Below are 19,180 nucleotides of genomic sequence, written 5' to 3'. Positions count from 1 at the left end.
TGGTCAGGCTGCGACGGCTTCGGCGGCCGGCGTCTTCGCGCCCACGAAGCGCTTCAGTGCGACGACGGCGAGTGCACTCACGATCGTGCCCGCTGCGAGGGCGATAAGGAAGCCCCAGACGGGATTGATCGCGAAGAAGACGAAGATGCCGCCGTGCGGGGCCAGCGACTGGACCGCGAACATCATGCTGAGGGCGCCGGTGAGCGCACCGCCGAGCATCGACGCGGGGATCACGCGCAGTGGGTCGGCCGCCGCGAACGGGATCGCGCCCTCGCTGATGAACGAGGCCCCGAGCAGCCATGCAGCGACGCCGTTCTCGCGCTCCACGGTGGTGAAACGGCGGCGGTCGAGCACGGTCGATGCGAGCGCCATGGCCAGAGGCGGCACCATGCCGGAGCACATCACGGCAGCCATGATGAGGTACGGCGCCGGGTTGTCGGCGGTGGCCGAGGCGAGCCCCGCGGTCGCGAACGCGTAGGCGACCTTGTTCACCGGCCCGCCGAGGTCGAAGCACATCATGAGGCCCAGGATCACGCCGACGAGGACGATGCCCGAAGTGCCGGCGAGACCGGTCAGCCACTCGTTCATGACCTGCATGAGCCAGGCGATCGGGCGGCCGAGGAACAGCAGCATCAGTCCGGACGCGACGATCGACGCCAGCAGCGGGATGATCACGACAGGCATCAGGCCGCGGAGCCACCGCGGCGCCTCGATGCGCCCGATCGCGGCAGCGATGAAACCGGCGAGCAGACCGCCCACGATGCCGCCGATGAAGCCCGCGTTCATGAGCACGGCCACGGCACCGGCGACGAAGCCGGGCGCGAGGCCCGGACGGTCGGCGATCGCGAAGGCGATGTAGCCCGCGAGCGCCGAGACCAGGAAGCCCATCGACGTCGATCCGATCATGAAGAAGACCGAGCCGAGGTACTGGCCGAGGCCGCCGTCGGGCAGAGCCCACAAGGCATTGTTCAGCACGACGTCCTTCGCGTGCTCCGTGACGTTGTAGCCGCCGAACAGGAAGCCGAGCGCGATCAGCAGTCCGCCGCCGGCGACGAACGGGATCATGTAGCTGACACCCGTGAGCAGGATCCGCTGGATGCGGCGGCCGAGCGACTGCGAGCCCGCAGGAGTCGCAGCGGACGAGGTGGCCGCGGTCCCGGAGACTCGAGGAGCTGCGGGATCCTTCGACGCGGCGATCGCCTCGGCGATCATCTGCTTCGGCTCCTCGATCCCTCGCTTGACGCCCGAGCGCACGACCGGTTTGCCGGCGAAGCGCTCCGGCTGGCGCACGTCGACGTCGACCGCGAAGATCACGGCATCCGCCTCGTCGATGACGCTCTGCGGCAGCGGCTTGTATCCGCTCGAGCCCTGAGGCTCGACGATGAGGTCCACGCCCTCGGACTTGCCCGCAGCCGTGAGCGCATCCGCAGCCATGAACGTGTGCGCGATGCCGGTGGCGCAGGCCGTGACGGCGACGATGCGAGCCCGGGGCGCGGCGTCGGATGCCGGAACCGGTGCACTCTCAGCGGGAGCGGCGGCTGGCGTCGCAGCAGGCCCCTCCCCGATCGCCGCGTCGACGATCGCGACGATCTCGTCAGGGGTGTCGGCCGCGCGCAGCGCGCCCGTGAACTCGTCCTGCATGAGGCTGCGCGCGAGCTTCGAGAGAATCGCGAGGTGCGCTTCGGCCGCCGTGTCGGGCGCGGCGATGAGGAACACCACGTCGGCGGGACCGTCGGGAGCTCCGAAGTCGACGCCCGGCGCGAGACGCGCGAAGGCGAGCGTGGGTGTGGTCACCGAAGCGCTCTTCGCGTGCGGGATCGCGATGCCGCCGGGCAGTCCGGTCTCGTCCTTCTGCTCGCGTGCCCAGGCGTCGTCGAACAGGGCTTGACCGCTGTCGGCTCTGCCCTGTGCCGCGACGCGGTCGGCGAGTGCGCGGATGACCGCCGCCTTGTCTGCACCGAGGTCAGCATCGATGCTGACGAGCTCGGCGGTGATGGTGTCGGACACGATGACCTCCAGTGGTCGTGGGATTACAGGGAACGGACGGCGATGTCGCCGGTGCCGAGATCGGCGGGGGTGGGCGCCTGGGTTCCAGGCAGGGATGCCGCGGCGGCGCCGTAGCGGATGGCCGACTGCAGTCGAACTGCCGGTGCGAGGCCGGCGTGCTCGGCGAGCAGGTAACCGGCGAGCGAGCTGTCTCCGGCGCCGACGGTGCTCGCCACCTTGATGCGAGGAGCTTCGGCGAACCATGTCCCCTCAGCGGTGACCAGCACGGCCCCGGCGCCACCCAGAGTCACCAGAGCGGATGCTGCGCGCACGGGGACGATGCGACGGGCGACGCGATGGACCGCATCCGCGAGCGCCCCCTCATCGAGCGCGAGGCCGGTGAGCTCGACGAGTTCCTCGTCGTTCGGCTTGATGAGATCGGCGGCACCGCGCTCGACGACCTCGCGCAGCGCCGGCCCCGAGGTGTCGACGGCGATGCGCGGCGCATCCCCGCCCCAACGCGTACGGACGGCCTCCGCGATATCGACGTAGAACGAGTCGGCCACGCCTCCCGGCAGAGAGCCCGCGAGCACGAGCCAGCGGGCGCCTTCGCAGGCTTCCACGACCGCCGCGGTGACGGCCACCGCATCAGCATCGGCCAGAGGCTCACCCGACAGGTTGATCTTCGTGGTGACGCCCTCGTGGTCGGCGATCGTGAGGTTCGTGCGGACGTGGCGCGCAACGGGGACGGCCCTCATCGGAACACCGGCCGCGGCGACGATGGCGCCGTAGGGATCGTCGACAGCGACGGGCAGAACCGCGATGGTCTCGACGCCTGCGACCGCGACCACGCGCGAGACGTTGACGCCTTTGCCTCCGGCGTCCTCGCGAACCGAGTCGGCGGTCTGCACCTCTCCGGGTCGCAGCGCGGCGCCCAGCGTGATGGTGCGATCCAGTGCGGGGTTCGCGGTGAAGGTGACGATCATGCGATCCAGACCTCCACTCCTGCGTCGGCGAGAGCCGCGCCGAGGGCGGCGGGCGGTTCTGCATCCGTGACGAGGACGTCGATGTCCTCCAGCGAGGCGAACGTCATGAGCAGTTCCCGGTCGTGCTTGCTCGCATCGGCGACGACGATCACACGACGCGCGGACTGCACGATCGCGGTCTTGACAGATGCCTCGTCGGGATCGGGCGTGCTGAGCCCGAAGTCGGCGGAGACCCCGTTGGTGCCGATGAACGCGACGTCAGGACGGAGCCGGCGGATGGCGCTCACCGTCTCGACGCCGACGGCCGCGGCGGTGATGCCGCGGATGCGTCCGCCGACCACCGTGAGAGAGACGTCGTCGGTCGCCGCGAGAGCCGGTGCGATCGTGAGCGAGTGAGTGACCGCTTCGATGGGCCGGCTGCCCTGCTGCACCGCGCTCAGGCGCTCGGCGAGTCCCGCCGCGACAGCGGCGGTGGTCGTGCCCGCGTCGATGAAGACAGAACCGTGAAACCCGGGGCCGAGAGCCGTGAGCGCCCGTTCGGCGATCGCGTTCTTGGCGGCGCCGTGGCGGCTCGCACGCTCGACGACGGTCGGTTCGCTCGTGCTGTCGGCGTCTTTCGCGACCGCTCCGCCGTGCACTCGCACGAGAGATCCGGCCTCTTCCAAGACGGCGAGGTCACGACGCACGGTCTCGGTCGTCACGTCGAAACGGTGGGCCAGGTCGACCACGGCCACGCGGCCCTCTTCGACCAGGATCCGTTCGATGCGCTGCTGGCGCTCCACTGCGTACATGCCGACTCCGTTGACGGGGATTTGTTTCCCACACATTACAACAAAGAACAACACAAACACAAGAAGTCTTCGGAGCCATCCCCACAACGACGAAGGCCGCCGGGATCACTCCCGACGGCCTTCGTCTCTCCCCCCGAGGGGGTCTCAGATCATCGTGGTCAGAACCAGCCGGTCAGCAGATCCCAGAGCCAGTCGATGATGTCCTTGATGATGCCGCCCGAACGGTTGACGGTGACCGTGGCGGTCGCCTCGTCTCCATCGGCTTGCGCCACTGCGACGGTGTACTTGCCGGGCTGCGTGCCCTTCGGAACAGTGACGGATGCCGTGAACGAGCCCTCGACGCCCACCTGGATGGTGCCGACCGAGATGGGTTCGCCCTTCTTCGGCCGCAGCTGCACGGTCACCGTCTCCCCCGGCTGGTAGCCGGTTCCGGAGATCGTGAGCTTCTTGCCCGCGGCCACCTTCGACGAGTCGAGCGTGATCGCGCCGTTGAACTCCGGCTCAGGCTCGCCCGTGATGGTGAACGGCACGTGTGCCGTGGTTCCGGTGCCCGCGACCGAGACGGTGAGCGACTGCTCTCCGTACACGCCCTCGGGAACCGCGAACGTCAGCACTGCGCGACCGACCTCATCCGTGGCCGTGACCACCGTGGGATCGACGGCGCCGGTCGCGAGAACCGTGTCGCCCAGCGTCAGCGAGACCTCGCCGGGGGCCGGCTCGCCGGCGCTGAACGCGAGAGAGGACAGCGAGACGGTCACCTGGTCACCGGCGCTGTAGCCGTCGGCGTCCGCTGCACTGACCGTGACGCCGACGGCACGCTGCGCGTAGTCGGGCGTGGCCGTCTTGTTCGCGTCGAACCAGTCGACCATCGACTGCAGGTCGATCTTGCCGGTGTCGCGCTTGCCCGCGCCGAGCTTGAAGGAGGCGAAGTTGTCGCCACCCCCGGCCAGGAACGAGTTCGCGGCCACCGTGTAGTTCGCGGCCGGGTCGACCGGAGCGCCGTTGAGCGTGATCGACGTGATGTGCGATCCCTGTGCTGCGGCCGGGTCGTAGGTGTAGCTGAGCTCCTTCGACACGCCGAGTTTCAGGAACGGACGCGCGGAGCCGGCGGGCTGCCACTGCTCCTCGAGAACGCTCTTCAACTGGGCACCGGTCAAGGTCAACGTCACCAGCGTGTTGGCGAACGGCTGCACGGTCGCCGCCTCGCGGTAGGTGACGTTGCCGTCGGGGTCGCTCGCGCCGGTCGAGGCGAACGTGAGGTTCGCGCGGATGCCGCCGGGGTTCATCAGCGCCAGGTCGGCACCGGTGGACCACTTCTGCACGTCGGCGACGAAGTTGCCGATGGTGGACTCGCCACCACGGTTCTCCGTCTTGCCGTCGCTCTGGCGGGCCCGGTTGAAGTCGCCCGTGATGTCTCCGACCTTGACGGCGCCGAGCACGTCGGCTTCGGCCTTCGCCTTCGCGACGATGTCGGCGACCGCGGGGTCCGCCGGATACTGAGCCACGCCGCCCACGACGAGAGGCTTGATCTCATTGGTGATCGAGATCAGGTCCTTCGTCTTCGGGTCGACCTGGAGGTTCATCAGCCCCAGGTTCTCGCCGTACTGACCCGCCGAGACGACCGGGCGGCCGTCGATGACGTGGTTGTACGCGAGGTGCGTGTGCGCCGAGACGATCGCGTCTACGTCGTCGTCCACCCCGTAGACGATCTCACCGAGAGGCGAGTCGGGGGTGATGCTGGCGACGTCAGTGGTCGTCGCGCCCTCGTGAACGAGGAGGATGACGACATCCGCCTCGCCGTTGGCGTCGTCCCCGTCGCGCAGATCGTCGGCCACGGCGTTCACCGAGTCCACGATGCTGCGCACCTCGAGATCCTTGATCCCTTCAGGTGACACGAGGGAGTCGAGATCCTCCGTGACGGCTCCGACAAAACCGACGCGCACGCCGTCGAGCTCCTTGACCCAGGCCGGGGCGAGCGCGGGCTCTCCCGTCTCGGTGAGGAACACGTTGGAGGAGATGTACTCCCAGTTCGCCCTGTCCTGGACGCGATCGCGCAGATCGGCCCAGCCCTGGTCGAACTCGTGGTTGCCCGCAGCGCTGACATCGAGACCGGCCGCGTTCAGCGCGTCGATCGTCGGGTTGTCGTCGTTGATGAAGGAGGTGAACGTCGACGCGCCGATCAGGTCGCCGGCTCCGGCGAAGATCGTGTTCGGGTTCTCCGCACGGAACTGCTTCACCGCACCAGCGAGGACAGCGGCGCCGGCAGCGGCCCCGTCAGCCTCGATGCGGCCGTGGAAGTCGTTCACCGTGACGACGTCGATGCTCACCGGAGGAGTGGTCGCCGAGACGCCGATGAGAATCGGGTCGTGGTCGCTGGAGCGGAACGGCGTGCCTGCCTCGGTGGCGCCGAACGCGTAGCCGCGGTCACTCCACTCGGGCGAGTTGATGCTCCAGACTCCGGCGCCGGTGATCGACGACACGAGCGAGGGCGACGCGATGACGTGGTCGAGCGATCCGACCTCGCCGTCGAACGAGTAGGTGTGCTCCTCTGGGGCCTTCTCGCGCGCGACGTCGCTCCAGCCTGCATCCGTGAACACCCGGATCGGGTCTTCCTTGGCATAGGCGTTGAAGTCGCCGATCAGCAGGATGTCACTGCTGCCCGTCTTCTCTTCGATCGTCTGGGTGAACGAGAGGATCGAGTTCGCCTGCGCCACACGTGCGGAGTTGAAGAAGCCCTGCTCGTCGGCGGGCACGGGCGTGCCGTCCTTCGGGTCGGACTTCGACTTCAGATGGTTCGAGACGACGGTGACGATACGGCCGTCGACGTCGAACGCCTGAGCGATCGGCTCGCGGGCATTGCCCCAGACGGTCTCGTCGACGACGGTCATGGCATCGCCCACAGGCGAGACCGCGCCCTTCTTGTAGATGATCGCGCTCGTGATGTAGTCGGTGATCGCGGCGTTGTTCAGCGCATCCGGCGTGTGCACGTAGGCCCACACCTCGCTGCCCGCATCGGCGTTGAGGCCGTCGACGAGGTCGGCGAGCGCCGAGTCGAGCGTGCCGCCGAGTTTGATCGAGTTCTCGATCTCCATCAGCGAGACGATGTCGGCGCCCAGACCGTTGATCGCCGAGACGATCTTCGACTTCTGGATCGCGAACTGCGCGGCATTCGCGGCACCGCGCGCATTGGAGTTCTCGCTCGACAGCGTCGTGAAGTAGTTGTAGACGTTGAACGATGCGACCTGCACGTCTCCGCCGACGGTCGGAGCGGATGCCGGACGAGGGTTGGTCGCGGTGAAGCCCACCTTGAGATCGGACGACGACGTGTTGTCGATCGGCACGACCGGCTGCAGACGCCAGTCGTCGAAGCTCCACTGCAGCACGTAGCCGTTGTCGCCGAAGTCGACGGTGTCGCCGTTGCGGACCACCACGTCCTTCGTGAAGTACGGCTGCTCGTTCGGGTGGTTCTTGTTCGTGACCTGGATGGACCAGCCGTCGTCGAGCAGGATGCGGTTCGCGCGATTGCCTGCGGTGATCGCGGCGGCGTCGGCGCCGGGCAGTGCGGCCTCGGTGCTCTTCTGGGCGAGACCCCCGCCGACGTTCAGCCACAGCGCGCCGTAGTTGTACAGCTGGTGGCTGGATGCCACGCGGTAGGTGCCCGTGGGAGCGACGTACATGCTCTCGTACTGCTCCCGCGCGGCGCCGAGCACGGTGTCGGCGAGCGGGGTCGCGGCGGGGACGCCGGCGCCCGGCTGCACGACCGTGATGGCGGAGAGGGCGGCCGGGTTGATCTGCGTCTGCCCGAAGTACTCGCTCACGGAGCCGGTCACGGAGACGAGGTCGCCGATCGCCAATGTCGGCGCGAGCGCGTTCAGGTACACGAAGAGACCGTCTGAGGCGCCGGGGGTCGCGTCAGCGGCTCCGCCGGATCCGGCGGTCTGGATGGTGACGCCCGCGTAGCCGCCGGTGCGGTAATCGGCGGTGACGACACCCTCGACGGTGACGGTCTTGCCGTTCAGCGGCGAGACGTCGGTCGTGCCCTGCACCTCGGCGATGGTCGCCTTGGTCGGCTCCGTCCCGGGATCGGTGCCCGGGTCGGTACCGGGATCGGTGCTGCCCGACGCCGTGGGGGTGATGGTGGCCGACAGGGTGAAGTCCGCCGCGTTGCTGTCGGTGTCGACACCGCTCGTGCGGTTCAAGGACTTCACGTCGGTGTTGCCGGTGGGCGGGGTCGCCGCAGCGCCCTCGAACGTGTTGGAGGTGCCGTAGCCGAGCACGTCGATGACGCCGGCCTGACCCACGACGGAGCCGGGCGTGAGCGTCACGGCCGCCGTGCCGTCGACGAGGGCGAGCGTGCCGTTGGTGCCGCTCGGATTGAGAGTGCTGACGGCATCCGCCTTGGGAAGAGCCGCGCCGTTCGCGCCGTTGCTTCCCGCCTGCACGAGGTAGTGACCGCCGGCCGGGATCGAACCCGAGAGCGCGGCGACGCCGTTCGATGCGCCCGTGCCCGTCGACGAGCGGTACTGCAGCGACTTGCCGTCGAGCGAGATGGCCTGGGTTGTCGGGTTGTACAGCTCGACGAACTTGTTGACGTAGGCGGCACCGGCGCTGCCGCCGGAGAGATAGGCCTCGTTGATGACCACGCCGGTTCCGTCGGGGCTGGCGTAGGCGGGCGCGGCGACCAGTGAGCCGAAGCCGAGAGCTGCGACACAGGTCACGGCGAGGACGCCGATGCGCCCGCGCCTTCTGGGTACTGACGCGACGCCCTTGCGGGCGTCGTCGTCGGGAGCGGGAATCATACGGCTGGTCTCCTCGGCGTTTCGGACTCGGGTCACGGTGAACTCTTGTGGGGTTCTGCCGTGGTGCACACCGGTCTCCCAGGGTGCACATATGTCTGTGAGCATACGGACGGCACCCGACATCATCAACGCTGTTTGCCGATTCGTCACCGAGTGCTCACCGGTCCGACAAACCGCTCGGAGGGAGCGCACAAAAGCGCCGCTCAGTTGCGCATTCTCCTCTGCGCGGATGCGCAGCTTCCCCGCGTGATCACTCCGTTCGCAACCGTGGCACGACGTTGCGGCGAGCCAGTCCGCCGAGCCACGAGAGGCTCGGCTTGGGCGAGCGTGCGAACGTCTCCCGATCGACCGCGACGAGTCCGAAGGTCGGCCGGAACGAGCCCCATTCGTAGTTGTCGAGCAGAGACCAGTGCAGGTAGCCGCGCACATCGCAGCCGTCCTCCATCGCGTCGGCCATCGCCGAGAGCGCACCCGTGGTGTAGTCGACCCGCCGCGTGTCGTCTGAGGTGGCCATGCCGTTCTCGGTGACCACCATGGGGATGCCGCCGGTGACCTCGTGCGTGTGCCGCAGCGCATGGCCGAGCGCTTCGGGATAGTACTCCCAGCCCGTCAGCGTGCGTTCGGTGCCTTCCGGCCAGGGCTGCGGCCCGAAGCCCTCGGCGTCGTCGGACGGGCCGATGATCGTGCGCAGATAAGACTGCACCCCGATGAAGTCGTCCTGCCGCGCCTGCTCGAGGAAGAAGTCCTCGCGCCAGTACTGCCATTCGTCGCGCTGTGTCTCCCACCCGGGGACCGCCTGGAACACCTGATTCGCGACCGACCACCCCGACTTCACCCCTCCGAACCCGCGCAGCACCTCGGTCGAGGCGTGGTGCGCGCTCGCGATCGCGCGGGCGAGGTACGGCGAGGGACCGGGGAAGTTCACGCCGTTCTCGGTGTCGATCCGCGCCTCGGTCTGGTTGACCATCATGTTCGGCTCGTTGATCGTGATCACCCAGTCGACATCGTCGAGGAGCGCGGTGCAGACCTCCGTGAACCTGCGGAACCGGTCGGTGCTCCGCTCGGAGTACCAGCCGCCGCTGTGCTCCCACCAGCGAGGGAACGTGAAGTGATGCAGCGTGACGACGGGTTCGACGCCGCGGTCCCGGCACGCATCGATCATGCGCCGGTAGTGGTCCAGCTGGGCGCGCGACACCACGCCTTCCTCGGGTTCGATACGAGCCCACTCGACTGAGAAGCGGTACGCCGTGAGTCCGGCATCCGCGAGGAGGGCGATGTCCTCCGGAAAGCGGTGGTAGGAATCGCAGGCGTCGCCCGACGGCTCGGGGATGGTCGATCCCGGCGCGTACTCGAGCTCCCAGTGCCCCGTGTTGACGTTGCCGCCTTCGATCTGGTGCGCGGCGGTCGCCGCCCCCCAGAGGAAACCCCGAGGTGCGGGGGTGTGTCCGGTCATGTGAGATGAATCCCTTTCTCGTGCTCTCGACGTGGTGCCTCATTTGATGCCCGTCATCGTGATGCCCTGGACGAAGTGCTTCTGCATCGCGATGAAGAGCACGAGCACGGGGATCACGATCAGGAACGAGCCGGCCATCTGCAGACCGTAGTCGGCGCCGTGCCCGCCCGCCTCGGACGAGAACAGCGCCAGGGACACGGGGAGCGTGTACATCGAATCGTCCTGGGAGATGATCAGCGGCCAGAGGAAGCTGTTCCACGACCCCATGAACGTGAAGATCGCCAGCGTCGCGAGAGGCGCCTTGCACAGAGGCAGCACGATCTGGAAGAAGGTGCGGAATTCTCCGGCCCCGTCGATGCGCGCGGCATCCAGGAGCGAGTCGGGGATCTCGAGCATGAACTGCCGCATCAGGAACACACCGAAGGCCCCGACCATCCCCGGGAGGATCAGCCCCCAGTAGGTGTTCACCATCCCGAGGTTCGCGATCAGCACGAACTGCGGGATCAGTGTGACGATGCCCGGTACGAACATCGTCGACAGGACGACCACGATGATCGCGTTCTTCCCCGGGAACGTCATCTTCGCGAGCGCCCAGCCCACCATCGACGAGAAGAGCAGAGTCGTGGCGACGGTGGCGCCCGCGAGGATCACCGAGTTGAGGAACGGCCGGACGATGTCGAACTCGAACAGCCACGCCCTGAAGTTGTCGAGCGTCGGATGCTGCGGCCACCAGGTGACCGGCCGCGACATGATCTCCGCGTTCGTCTTGAATGCGCCGAGGACCATCCAGACGAACGGCAGGATGGTCGCGGCGAGCCCTACCGAGAGGACGACCAGGACGATGAGGTTGCCCCAGCGGAAGGCGGGGCGGTGCGTGCGTGCGAGTGTCATGGTCAGGTCCTCTGCCGGAAGAAGCGGAACTGGATGATCGCCAGGATGCCGACGAGGGCGAACAGGATGTAGGCGCCCGCCGCTCCGACCGAGTAGTTCCCGTATTTGAACTGGTTGTAGACCTGCAGCGCGATCGACGTGGTCGACTCCAACGGTCCTCCGTTGGTCATGACGAACGGCTCGTCGAAGAACTGCATGTAGCCCGTCGTGATCAGGATCGTATTGAGGAGGATCGTCGGCATCATCATCGGGATCGTCACTCGGAAGAACTTCTGCCAGGCGTTGGCGCCGTCGATCGATGCGGCCTCGTTGACCTCGGACGGGATGCTCTGCAGCCCCGCGAGGAAGATGACCATCGATCCGCCGATGTTGCGCCAGACCGCCATCACCGTGATCGCCACGAGAGCCGTGTTCGGATCGCTGAGCCAGTTGGGCCCGTCGATGCCGATCACGCCGAGGATCGTGTTGATGACTCCCGAGTCCTGGTACATGAGGCGCCAGACGACGGCGACCGCGACGATCGTGGTGATCACCGGGATGTAGTAGCCGACGCGGAAGAAGGTCGCCACGCGGCGGCTCACCGAGTTGAGCAGGACGGCGAGCACCAGCGCGATGAACAGAGTGACCGGCACTCCGAGAACCACGAAGAACAGGGTGTTGCGCAGCGCGCGGAGGAAGGACTCGTCGGTGAGCACGGTCACGAAGTTCGCGAATCCGACGAAGTCGACGTTGAACGGCGTCCTGATGTCGCGTGCGCGGAGATCGGTGAACGCCATGGCGAGCGAGCTCACCAGCGGGATCAGTCCGAACGTCCCGAACGTCAGGACGAAGGGGGCGACGAACACCCAGGCGATGAAGGCGGAACGCCGCCGCTGGGCGGCCAGGGAAGTCACCTTCCCCGGCCGTTGCGGACGGGCGGCGCTCACCATCCGAAGCCGATCGAATCGGCCTGGGACTGGATCTCCTTCGCCGCCTCTTCGCTCGTGATCTGGCCGCTGGCGACCTGCTCCGAGTACTTGCCGAGCAGGTCGGAGATCTGCGACCACGCGGGATAGTTCGGCATCGCGACCGTGTCCTTCATCTGCTCCATGAGCGTCTGCGTGACCGGATTCTCCTGAATCGCCGGGAGGTCACCGGCCGCGATGTTCGCCGGGAGCTCGTTCTGCAGTGTGAACCACTGCTCCTGCTGCTCCTGCTCGCCCACCCAAGACAGGAACGACCACGCGGATGCCTTGTTGTCGGATGCCGAGAAGACGCCCAGATTGCCTCCGCCGATGTACTGGTCATTGCTGCCGCCAGGACCGGTCGGGAAGACGCTGTATCCGACCGAGTCGAGCGTGAAGTCCGCCGGCGCGGTTCCCGCCTCGATCGCCTCGCTGAACACGTCGAGCATCCACGGCCCCGAGATGAACATGGGTGTACCGCCGTTCTCAAACGTGGCGTCGGTCTTCTCGAGAGGGGCTTCGCCACGCTGGAAGAAGCCGGCGTAGAAGTCGAGCGCGGACACCAGCTCCGGAGTGTCGATGGTCCACTTCTCGCCGTCCGTCAGCGAGCCGCCGGCCTGGGCGTCGAAGGGCACGAGGACCTGAGCAGGCTGCTCGACCGGACGAGGCAGGTTGATGCCGTAGGTCCCCCCGGGACGCGCCTGGAACGCGGCGGACATGGTCTCGACGTCCTCCCAGGTCTTCGGCGCCGAGAGGCCGAGCTCGGCGGCGATGTCCTTGCGATAGAAGAGGAAGCGGGTCTCCACGTACCAGGGCATCGCGTACACCCCGTCCTCGCCGGTGGCCGAGTCGATGGCGGCAGGATAGAAGTCATCGGTGTCATACACGCCGTCGGGCACCTCGTCGACCGCACCCATGCCGATGATCGTGGCGGTCTGGTCGCTGCCGGTCATGATGATGTCGGGTCCGGTTCCCGCCGCGGTCGCCGTCTGCACCTTCGTGATGACCTGGTCCCAGGGAACGTCCGTGACCTTCAACGTGGCGTCGGGATTCGCCTTGAGCCAGGGCTCCGCGAGAACCTCGAGGTTCTCGGCGTGGCCTCCGGCCGTCCAGACCTCGATCACGCCGTCGGCCTCGCCCTCCGCGGCCGGGGCGACGGATCCGTTCTCCCCCGCGCCGTCTTCGGCTCCGCGGCCGCATCCGGAGAGGACCAACGCGGCTCCGAGAGCGATCGCGGTGACTGTGGTGACTCGCAAACTGCGCATGCGCACTCCTTCGTGTTTCCGACATGCCGGTCCGAAATTTCGAACCTCATTATCGAAACTATAGGGCTGAGTCTGAGATCCGTCTACCCCGAATAGTCGCGCCATTTATGGTGTGACAATGCGCTAGAGTTTTCGGAAAGCCCCTTGGAGGAGCATGGCTGTCCATCTTGACCTGATCGCCGCCGAGGCGGGTGTCTCCGTGCCCACCGTCTCCAAGGTCCTGAATTCACGGCCGGATGTGGCAGCGCGCACCCGTGCGCGGGTCACGGAGGCGCTCGAGCGGCATGGCTACGCGATCAGGACCCGCGCGACCGCGGATACCGGGTTCCTCCACGTACGTGTGGTCGATCTCGACGGCGCCTGGTCCGAGGCCGTCGTGCGTGGCGCCGTGGAGGCTGCGCGGGCACAGGGCAAGGATGTCGTCCTCACGGTCGACCCTGCTCCCGACGACTGCGACGATTGGGTGCGTCACGCGCTGTCACGCGGGACCGACGGCCTGCTCAGCGTGGTCGCGGTTCCCAGCGAGCACGCACGCCGCGCCCTGGCCGACGCCGGGGTGCCGCTCGTCGTGGTCGACCCGCTGCACCAGGTTCCCGACGGCACGCTGTCGGTCGCGGCGACCAACTTCAAGGGCGCCTTCGACGCTGCCCAGCATCTGATCTCGCTCGGGCACCGCCGCATCGCGACCATCACCGGCCCGATCGACCAGGACAACGCGATCGCTCGACTGGCCGGATTCCAGGCCGCGATGCTGCAGGCTGCGGTCCCCGTCGACGACGATCTGATCATCCGCGCGCACTACGGCGTCGACCAGGGATACGAGGCGACACGCCTCCTGCTCACACGGGCCAGCCGCCCCACGGCCATCTTCGGGGCGAGCGACGACACGGCGCTGGGCGCGATCCATGCACTGCGCGAGCTCGGCCTGCGAGTGCCCGAAGACATCTCCGTGATCGGATTCGACGACCTGACCGCCGCCGCCTGGGCTGATCCCCCGTTGACGACGATCCGTCAACCCCTTGCCCAGATGGGAAGCGCTGCCGTCGACGCACTCGTCCAATCGCGACTGGGCCGCGCGCCGGCCGCGCACACCGAGCTGTCCACCACGCTGATCGTCCGTTCATCGACAGCACCGCCGCGGGAGCCTCAGGACTGACAAGGGTCTGCGCGGAGGATCAGGCGGACGCCGCGTCCTCGAACTCCTCGACCTCGCGCTCCCACGCGTCCTTCGCGAGGCGGTACCAGAGGTAGAACGCGAAGCCGGCGAAGATCGCCCACTCCACGGCGTAGAAGATGTTGAGCCAGTTCACCGACGACCCTTCTTCGGGCGCGGGCGAGGAGATGTCTACCAGGCCCGCCGTCGCCGTGGTCGAGGCGAGATACGGGCGGTACACGTCGAGCTGCTCGACATCGTGCCAGCGGCTGAGCAGCGCGGCGGTCGACATGCGGTCGAGGCGGTCGGGATCGTCGCGTGTCGGAAGCACCGGCCCCTCGTCCGAGATGATGCGCCCGCTCACGGTGATCACCTCGCCATCGGAGTCGGCGTCGAGGCGTTCCGCCGCGGCATCCGCGCTTTCGCGGTCCGGCGCCCAGCCGACCGCGACCGCGATCGAGGTGCGATCGTCGACGCGAAGCTGGCCGGTGACCCAGTAGCCCTGCAGGCCGTCGTTGAAGCGGGAGGACACGATGATGAAGTCGCCGGGGATCCAGTGGCCCTCGGTCTCGACCTTCTGCCCGACGAGCGGCTCCGCGAGATACTCGCCGGGCTGGAGCACGTCGTCGAGGGGTCGCACCTGCTCTGTGGCACCGGGCTCCTGTGGCGCCGTGTCGACCGCGCGGCCGAGCTGCCACTGCCCGAGCCAGGCGAAGACACCGGCGACGAGCAGGCACAGCAGCAGCATGGCGATCCAGCGCCCGCGGAGCATCACCTCACGCAGGGTGGGCGGGAACAGCGCAGGGGTGGTCACGGTGAGGCGGACGGCTCTCAGGCCTCGTACGGTGCGAGGACGACCTCGACCCGCTGGAACTCCTTGAGGTCGGAGTATCCGGTCGTCGCCATCGACTTGCGAAGCGCCCCGATGAGGTTCGCCGTGCCATCGGCCACGGGGGCCGGACCGTACAGGATCTCCTCGAGCGTTCCGATGCCGCCCACCTCGACGCGGCGACCGCGCGGAAGCTTGGGGTGGTGCGCCTCCGGCCCCCAGTGGAAGCCGCGGCCGGGTGCGTCGGTGGCGCGAGCGAGCGCGACGCCGAGCATGACGGCATCCGCCCCCATCGCGAGAGCCTTGACGATGTCTCCCGAGGTGCCGACGCCGCCGTCGGCGATCACGTGCACGTAGCGGCCGCCGGACTCGTCGAGGTAGTCGCGACGCGCGGCGGCGACATCGGAGACGGCGGTGGCCATGGGAGCGTGGATGCCGAGGGTCGCGCGCGTGGTCGACGCCGCTCCCCCGCCGAAGCCGACGAGAACACCCGCGGCCCCCGTGCGCATGAGGTGCAGAGCCGCCGTGTACGTCGCGGCGCCGCCGACGATCACGGGCACGTCGAGGTCGTAGATGAACTTCTTCAGGTTCAGCGGCTGGGCGACGCTCGAGACGTGCTCAGCCGAGACCGTGGTGCCGCGGATGACGAACAGATCGACGCCCGCGCGCGCGACGGTGTCGTAGAACTCCTGCGTGCGCTGCGGAGTCAGGGACCCGGCGACGGTGACGCCGGCGTCGCGGATCTCCGCGAGGCGGCTCGTGATCAGCTCGGGCTTGATCGGCTCCGAGTAGAGCTCCTGCATCCGCGTGGTCGCGAGCTCGTCGCTCAGCCCCGCGATCTCCGCGAGCAGAGGCTCGGGGTTCTCGTAGCGGGTCCACAGGCCCTCGAGATCGAGGACCCCGAGTCCGCCGAGTTGACCGAGCATGATCGCGGTCTGCGGGCTCACCACCGAGTCCATCGGGGCGCCGAGCACGGGGATCTCGAAGCCGAAGGCGTCGATCGTCCATGCGGTCGACACGTCTTCCGGATTGCGGGTGCGCCGTGAGGGCACCACCGCGATGTCGTCGAACGTGTACGCGCGGCGCGCGCGCTTTCCTCGGCCCAGCTCGATCTCTGTGGTCACCCATCAAGACTACCCGGTGCGATGAGGGGCCCCGTGGCTGGGAGACTGGGGGCATGCGAGCGGATGCTGTGGAGGTCGCCGTCGTCGGCGGCGGTGCGATGGGCCTGGCGACGGCCTGGGAGCTGACGCGGAGGGGCATGCGACCGACCGTTTTCGAGCGGTTCTCGCGCGGTCACCACGAGGGCGCGTCGCACGGCGCCACCCGCAACTTCAACAACGCCTACGACCAGGAGCACTACCTCGATCTGCTCGTGCGCGCCCGCGAGGGCTGGGATCGCCTCGGGGTCGTCGACGGCGAGCCGCTGCTGCGTCTGCACGGACTGATCACGCACGGCGCTGTCCAACTCTCCTCGATCGCCCGGCGTCTCACCGATCGCGGCATCCACGCCGAGATGATGTCCGCCGCCGACGCCGCGTCGAGGTGGATCGGCATGCGCTTCGACGGCGACGTGCTGTTCTCGCGCGACGCCGGAGTCGCCCGAGCCTCCTCCGCCCTGATCGAGTGGGAGCGGAGGATCGTGGAGAGCGGAGGATCGGTGCACTGGGAGACCCCGGTCCTCGGCATCGAGGAGACGGATGCCGGAGTCGAGCTGACGCTGCCCGACTCCGTGGTGCGCGCCGACGTCGCCGTGATGACGGTCGGAGCGTGGAGCGAGCGGATGCTCCCCTCGATCGGCCTTCCGCGGTTGACCGTCACCGAGGAGTCTCCTGCGCACTTCTCGCCGACCGGCCCTGCGCAGTGGCCGTCGTTCAACCACTACACCGACCCCGAGCGCTACCCCGCCACCGTGTACGGCATGCCGACTCCCGGTGAGGGCGTCAAGGTCGGATTCCATCGGGTCGGCGAGGAGGTCGATCCGGATGCTCGCCCGCACCGCTCGGCGCACGCCGACGCTCTCACGGACTACGTGCGGGAGTGGATGCCGGGGTTGGAACCGGCATCCGCTGTTCCCGTGAGCTGCACGTACACCTCGACCGACGACGGCACGTTCGTGCTGGACCGCCGCGGGCGCCTCGTCGTCGGCGCAGGCTTCTCGGGTCACGGCTTCAAGTTCGCCCCCGGTATCGGAGCCGTGCTCGCCGACCTCGCGCTCGATCCCTCAGCTCGCGCCGCCGAGCCCTTCCGTCTGCCCTCACCCGCCGGTCGTTGAGCGAGAGAGCGCAGCGAACGAGACGAAACGCTACGTCAACACGGAACAGCAGCCCCGATGACGCTCAGCGCGCTCGCGCGACCCGCTTCTCGTCCCAGACGGGGGCGTCGGCCTCGTAGACCTCGCCCTCGGAGCCGAAGACGAGGAATCTGTCGAAGGAGCGGGCGAACCAGCGGTCGTGCGTGACCGCTAAGACCGTGCCCTCGAAGCGCACGAGGGCGTCTTCCAAGGCCTCGGCGGACTCGAGGTCGAGGTTGTCGGTCGGTTCGTCGAGCAGCAGCAGAGTCGCACCCGAGAGCTCGAGCAGCAGCACCTGGAACCGCGCCTGCTGCCCGCCAGACAGCGAGTCGAAGCTCTGTTGCGCCTGCCGCACGAGGCCGTAGCGGTCGAGTGCGCTGCTCGCGGCGTCGCGCGGCAGGCCGGTGCGCCGCTCGTCCCCGCGGTGCAGGATGTCGAGCAGAGTGCGTCCGAGGAACTCCGGATGCGCATGCGTCTGTGCGAACAGTCCCGGAACGACACGCGCGCCGAGCACCGCACTCCCGGCGTGGGCGACTTCGCTCAGCTGCTCACCGGTGGATGTGACATGGCCGAGGGTCGGATCAGGATCGCTGCCGCCTCGAGCCAGCAGCCGCAGGAAGTGCGATTTGCCCGATCCGTTCGAACCGAGCACGGCGACCCGGTCGCCGTACCAGATCTCGGCGTCGAACGGGCTCATCAGTCCGGTGAGCTCCAATGCTGTCGCGACGACTGCACGTTTGCCGGTCCGCGCTCCGCGCAAGCGCATGTCGAAGTCCTGCACAGGCGGACGCTCTTCGGGCGGGCCGGCCTCTTCGAACTTGCGCAGACGGGTCTGCGCCGCCTGATATCGCGACGCGAAGCCGTCGTTGGCCGAGGCTTTCACCTTCAGATTCGCCACGAGGATCCGCAGTTTCTCGTGCTGCTCATCCCATCGCCGGCGCAGTTCGTCGAGCCGGTCCATCCGGTCGCTCCGCGCCTGGTGATATGTGGCGAACCCGCCGCCGTGCACCCACGCGGTCGCCCCCGCTCCGCCCGGCTCGAGAGTGATGATGCGATCGGCGGCCCGTGCGAGCAGTTCTCGATCGTGCGAGACCAGCAGCACGGTCTTCGAAGTCTGCCGCAACTGCTCTTCGAGCCAGCGCTTCGCCGGCACATCGAGGTAGTTGTCGGGCTCGTCGAGCAGCAGCACCTCGTCGGGTCCGCGAAGCAGAGCCTCCAGCGCGAGGCGTTTCTGCTCTCCCCCGGAGAGCGTCGTGAGCTCGCGGTACCTCGCCCGCTCGAACGGCACGCCCAGAGCCGCGACCGTGCACTGGTCCCATACGGTCTCGTGCTCGTATCCACCGGCATCCGCATACTCCGCGATCGCCGTCGCGTACGCCATCTGCGTGTCGTGCTCGTCGCGCTCGATGAGCGCGTTCTCCGCCGCCTCCAGGGCGTCGGCCGCCGCACGGATGCGCCCGGGCGCGACGCGCACCAGCAGCTCATGCACCGTCTGGCCCGCCTCGCCGTGACCGACGAACTGATCCATGACGCCGAGTCCGCCGTCGATCGTGACGACGCCCGCATCTGCCGCCTGATCGCCGCGGATGATCCGCAGCATCGTCGTCTTGCCTGCGCCGTTCGGTCCGATCAACGCGCTCGTCGAACCGGAACCGACGCGGAACGTCGCTTCATCGAGAAGCGGTCTGCCATCTGGGAGCGTCAATGAGACGCCGGAGACATCGATATACCCCACCGTGCGTGGCCGTCCTTCCGCCCGCATGGCGAGCCGACCAGGCTATCAGGCTTTC

General features: G+C 68.1%; 13 protein-coding genes. 2 read left to right on the top strand and 11 right to left on the bottom strand.

Annotated features, from left to right (window positions below):
* Positions 1-3: 3 nt before the first annotated feature.
* The 8 genes from QFZ53_RS07885 to QFZ53_RS07850 form a co-directional block, all read right to left on the bottom strand.
* Complete coding sequence (locus QFZ53_RS07885) at positions 4-2,007, bottom strand: PTS fructose transporter subunit IIABC (RefSeq protein WP_307295218.1); 2,004 nt, start codon at positions 2,005-2,007, stop codon at positions 4-6.
* Positions 2,008-2,030: 23 nt separating this feature from the next.
* Positions 2,031-2,972: a 1-phosphofructokinase family hexose kinase gene (locus QFZ53_RS07880; protein ID WP_307295213.1), complete on the bottom strand. Its 942-nt coding sequence runs from the start codon at positions 2,970-2,972 to the stop codon at positions 2,031-2,033.
* Positions 2,969-3,763, bottom strand: a complete 795-nt coding sequence (locus tag QFZ53_RS07875) for a DeoR/GlpR family DNA-binding transcription regulator (protein WP_307295211.1) — start codon at positions 3,761-3,763, stop codon at positions 2,969-2,971. The genes QFZ53_RS07880 and QFZ53_RS07875 overlap by 4 nt, the downstream gene beginning before the upstream one ends.
* 158 nt (positions 3,764-3,921) lie before the next feature.
* On the bottom strand, positions 3,922-8,598 hold the full coding sequence (locus tag QFZ53_RS07870; protein ID WP_307295209.1) for an ExeM/NucH family extracellular endonuclease: 4,677 nt from the start codon (positions 8,596-8,598) through the stop codon (positions 3,922-3,924).
* Positions 8,599-8,812: 214 nt separating this feature from the next.
* Positions 8,813-10,015 carry a glycoside hydrolase family 1 protein gene (locus QFZ53_RS07865; protein WP_307295208.1) on the bottom strand — a complete coding sequence of 401 codons (1,203 nt, stop codon included), beginning with the start codon at positions 10,013-10,015 and terminating at the stop codon, positions 8,813-8,815.
* Between the two features lie 39 nt (positions 10,016-10,054).
* A complete protein-coding gene (locus QFZ53_RS07860) occupies positions 10,055-10,906 on the bottom strand; it encodes a carbohydrate ABC transporter permease (protein WP_292905538.1) in 852 nt (283 codons plus the stop codon).
* 2 nt (positions 10,907-10,908) lie between these two features.
* The gene (locus QFZ53_RS07855) at positions 10,909-11,799 is read right to left on the bottom strand and encodes a carbohydrate ABC transporter permease (protein ID WP_307295205.1); all 891 of its coding nucleotides are present in this window, start codon (positions 11,797-11,799) and stop codon (positions 10,909-10,911) included.
* 29 nt (positions 11,800-11,828) lie between these two features.
* Complete coding sequence (locus QFZ53_RS07850) at positions 11,829-13,115, bottom strand: sugar ABC transporter substrate-binding protein (protein WP_292905542.1); 1,287 nt, start codon at positions 13,113-13,115, stop codon at positions 11,829-11,831.
* A gap of 154 nt (positions 13,116-13,269) precedes the next feature.
* Between QFZ53_RS07850 and QFZ53_RS07845 the strand changes: the two genes are divergently transcribed.
* Positions 13,270-14,271: a LacI family DNA-binding transcriptional regulator gene (locus QFZ53_RS07845; protein ID WP_307295203.1), complete on the top strand. Its 1,002-nt coding sequence runs from the start codon at positions 13,270-13,272 to the stop codon at positions 14,269-14,271.
* A 19-nt stretch (positions 14,272-14,290) separates the two neighbouring features.
* Here QFZ53_RS07845 and QFZ53_RS07840 read toward each other — a convergent pair whose 3' ends face one another.
* Together QFZ53_RS07840 and QFZ53_RS07835 are read right to left on the bottom strand one after the other, a co-directional pair.
* Positions 14,291-15,040 (bottom strand): SURF1 family protein, encoded by a 750-nt coding sequence (locus tag QFZ53_RS07840; RefSeq protein ID WP_307299372.1) that lies wholly within the window; start codon positions 15,038-15,040, stop codon positions 14,291-14,293.
* A 59-nt stretch (positions 15,041-15,099) separates the two neighbouring features.
* A complete protein-coding gene (locus QFZ53_RS07835; RefSeq protein ID WP_292905546.1) occupies positions 15,100-16,221 on the bottom strand; it encodes a GuaB3 family IMP dehydrogenase-related protein in 1,122 nt (373 codons plus the stop codon).
* Between the two features lie 53 nt (positions 16,222-16,274).
* On the opposite strand from QFZ53_RS07835, the gene QFZ53_RS07830 reads away from it, so the two are divergent.
* Complete coding sequence (locus QFZ53_RS07830) at positions 16,275-17,372, top strand: FAD-dependent oxidoreductase (RefSeq protein ID WP_307295201.1); 1,098 nt, start codon at positions 16,275-16,277, stop codon at positions 17,370-17,372.
* A gap of 64 nt (positions 17,373-17,436) precedes the next feature.
* Here QFZ53_RS07830 and QFZ53_RS07825 read toward each other — a convergent pair whose 3' ends face one another.
* Entirely contained in the window at positions 17,437-19,125 is a 1,689-nt protein-coding gene (locus tag QFZ53_RS07825; protein ID WP_307295200.1) for an ABC-F family ATP-binding cassette domain-containing protein, read from the bottom strand.
* Between the last annotated feature and the right edge of the window lie 55 nt (positions 19,126-19,180).

This window comes from Microbacterium natoriense, from assembly GCF_030816295.1.
GTDB lineage: Bacteria > Actinomycetota > Actinomycetes > Actinomycetales > Microbacteriaceae > Microbacterium > Microbacterium natoriense_A.
This window is presented reverse-complemented; position numbering and strand designations above follow the sequence as displayed.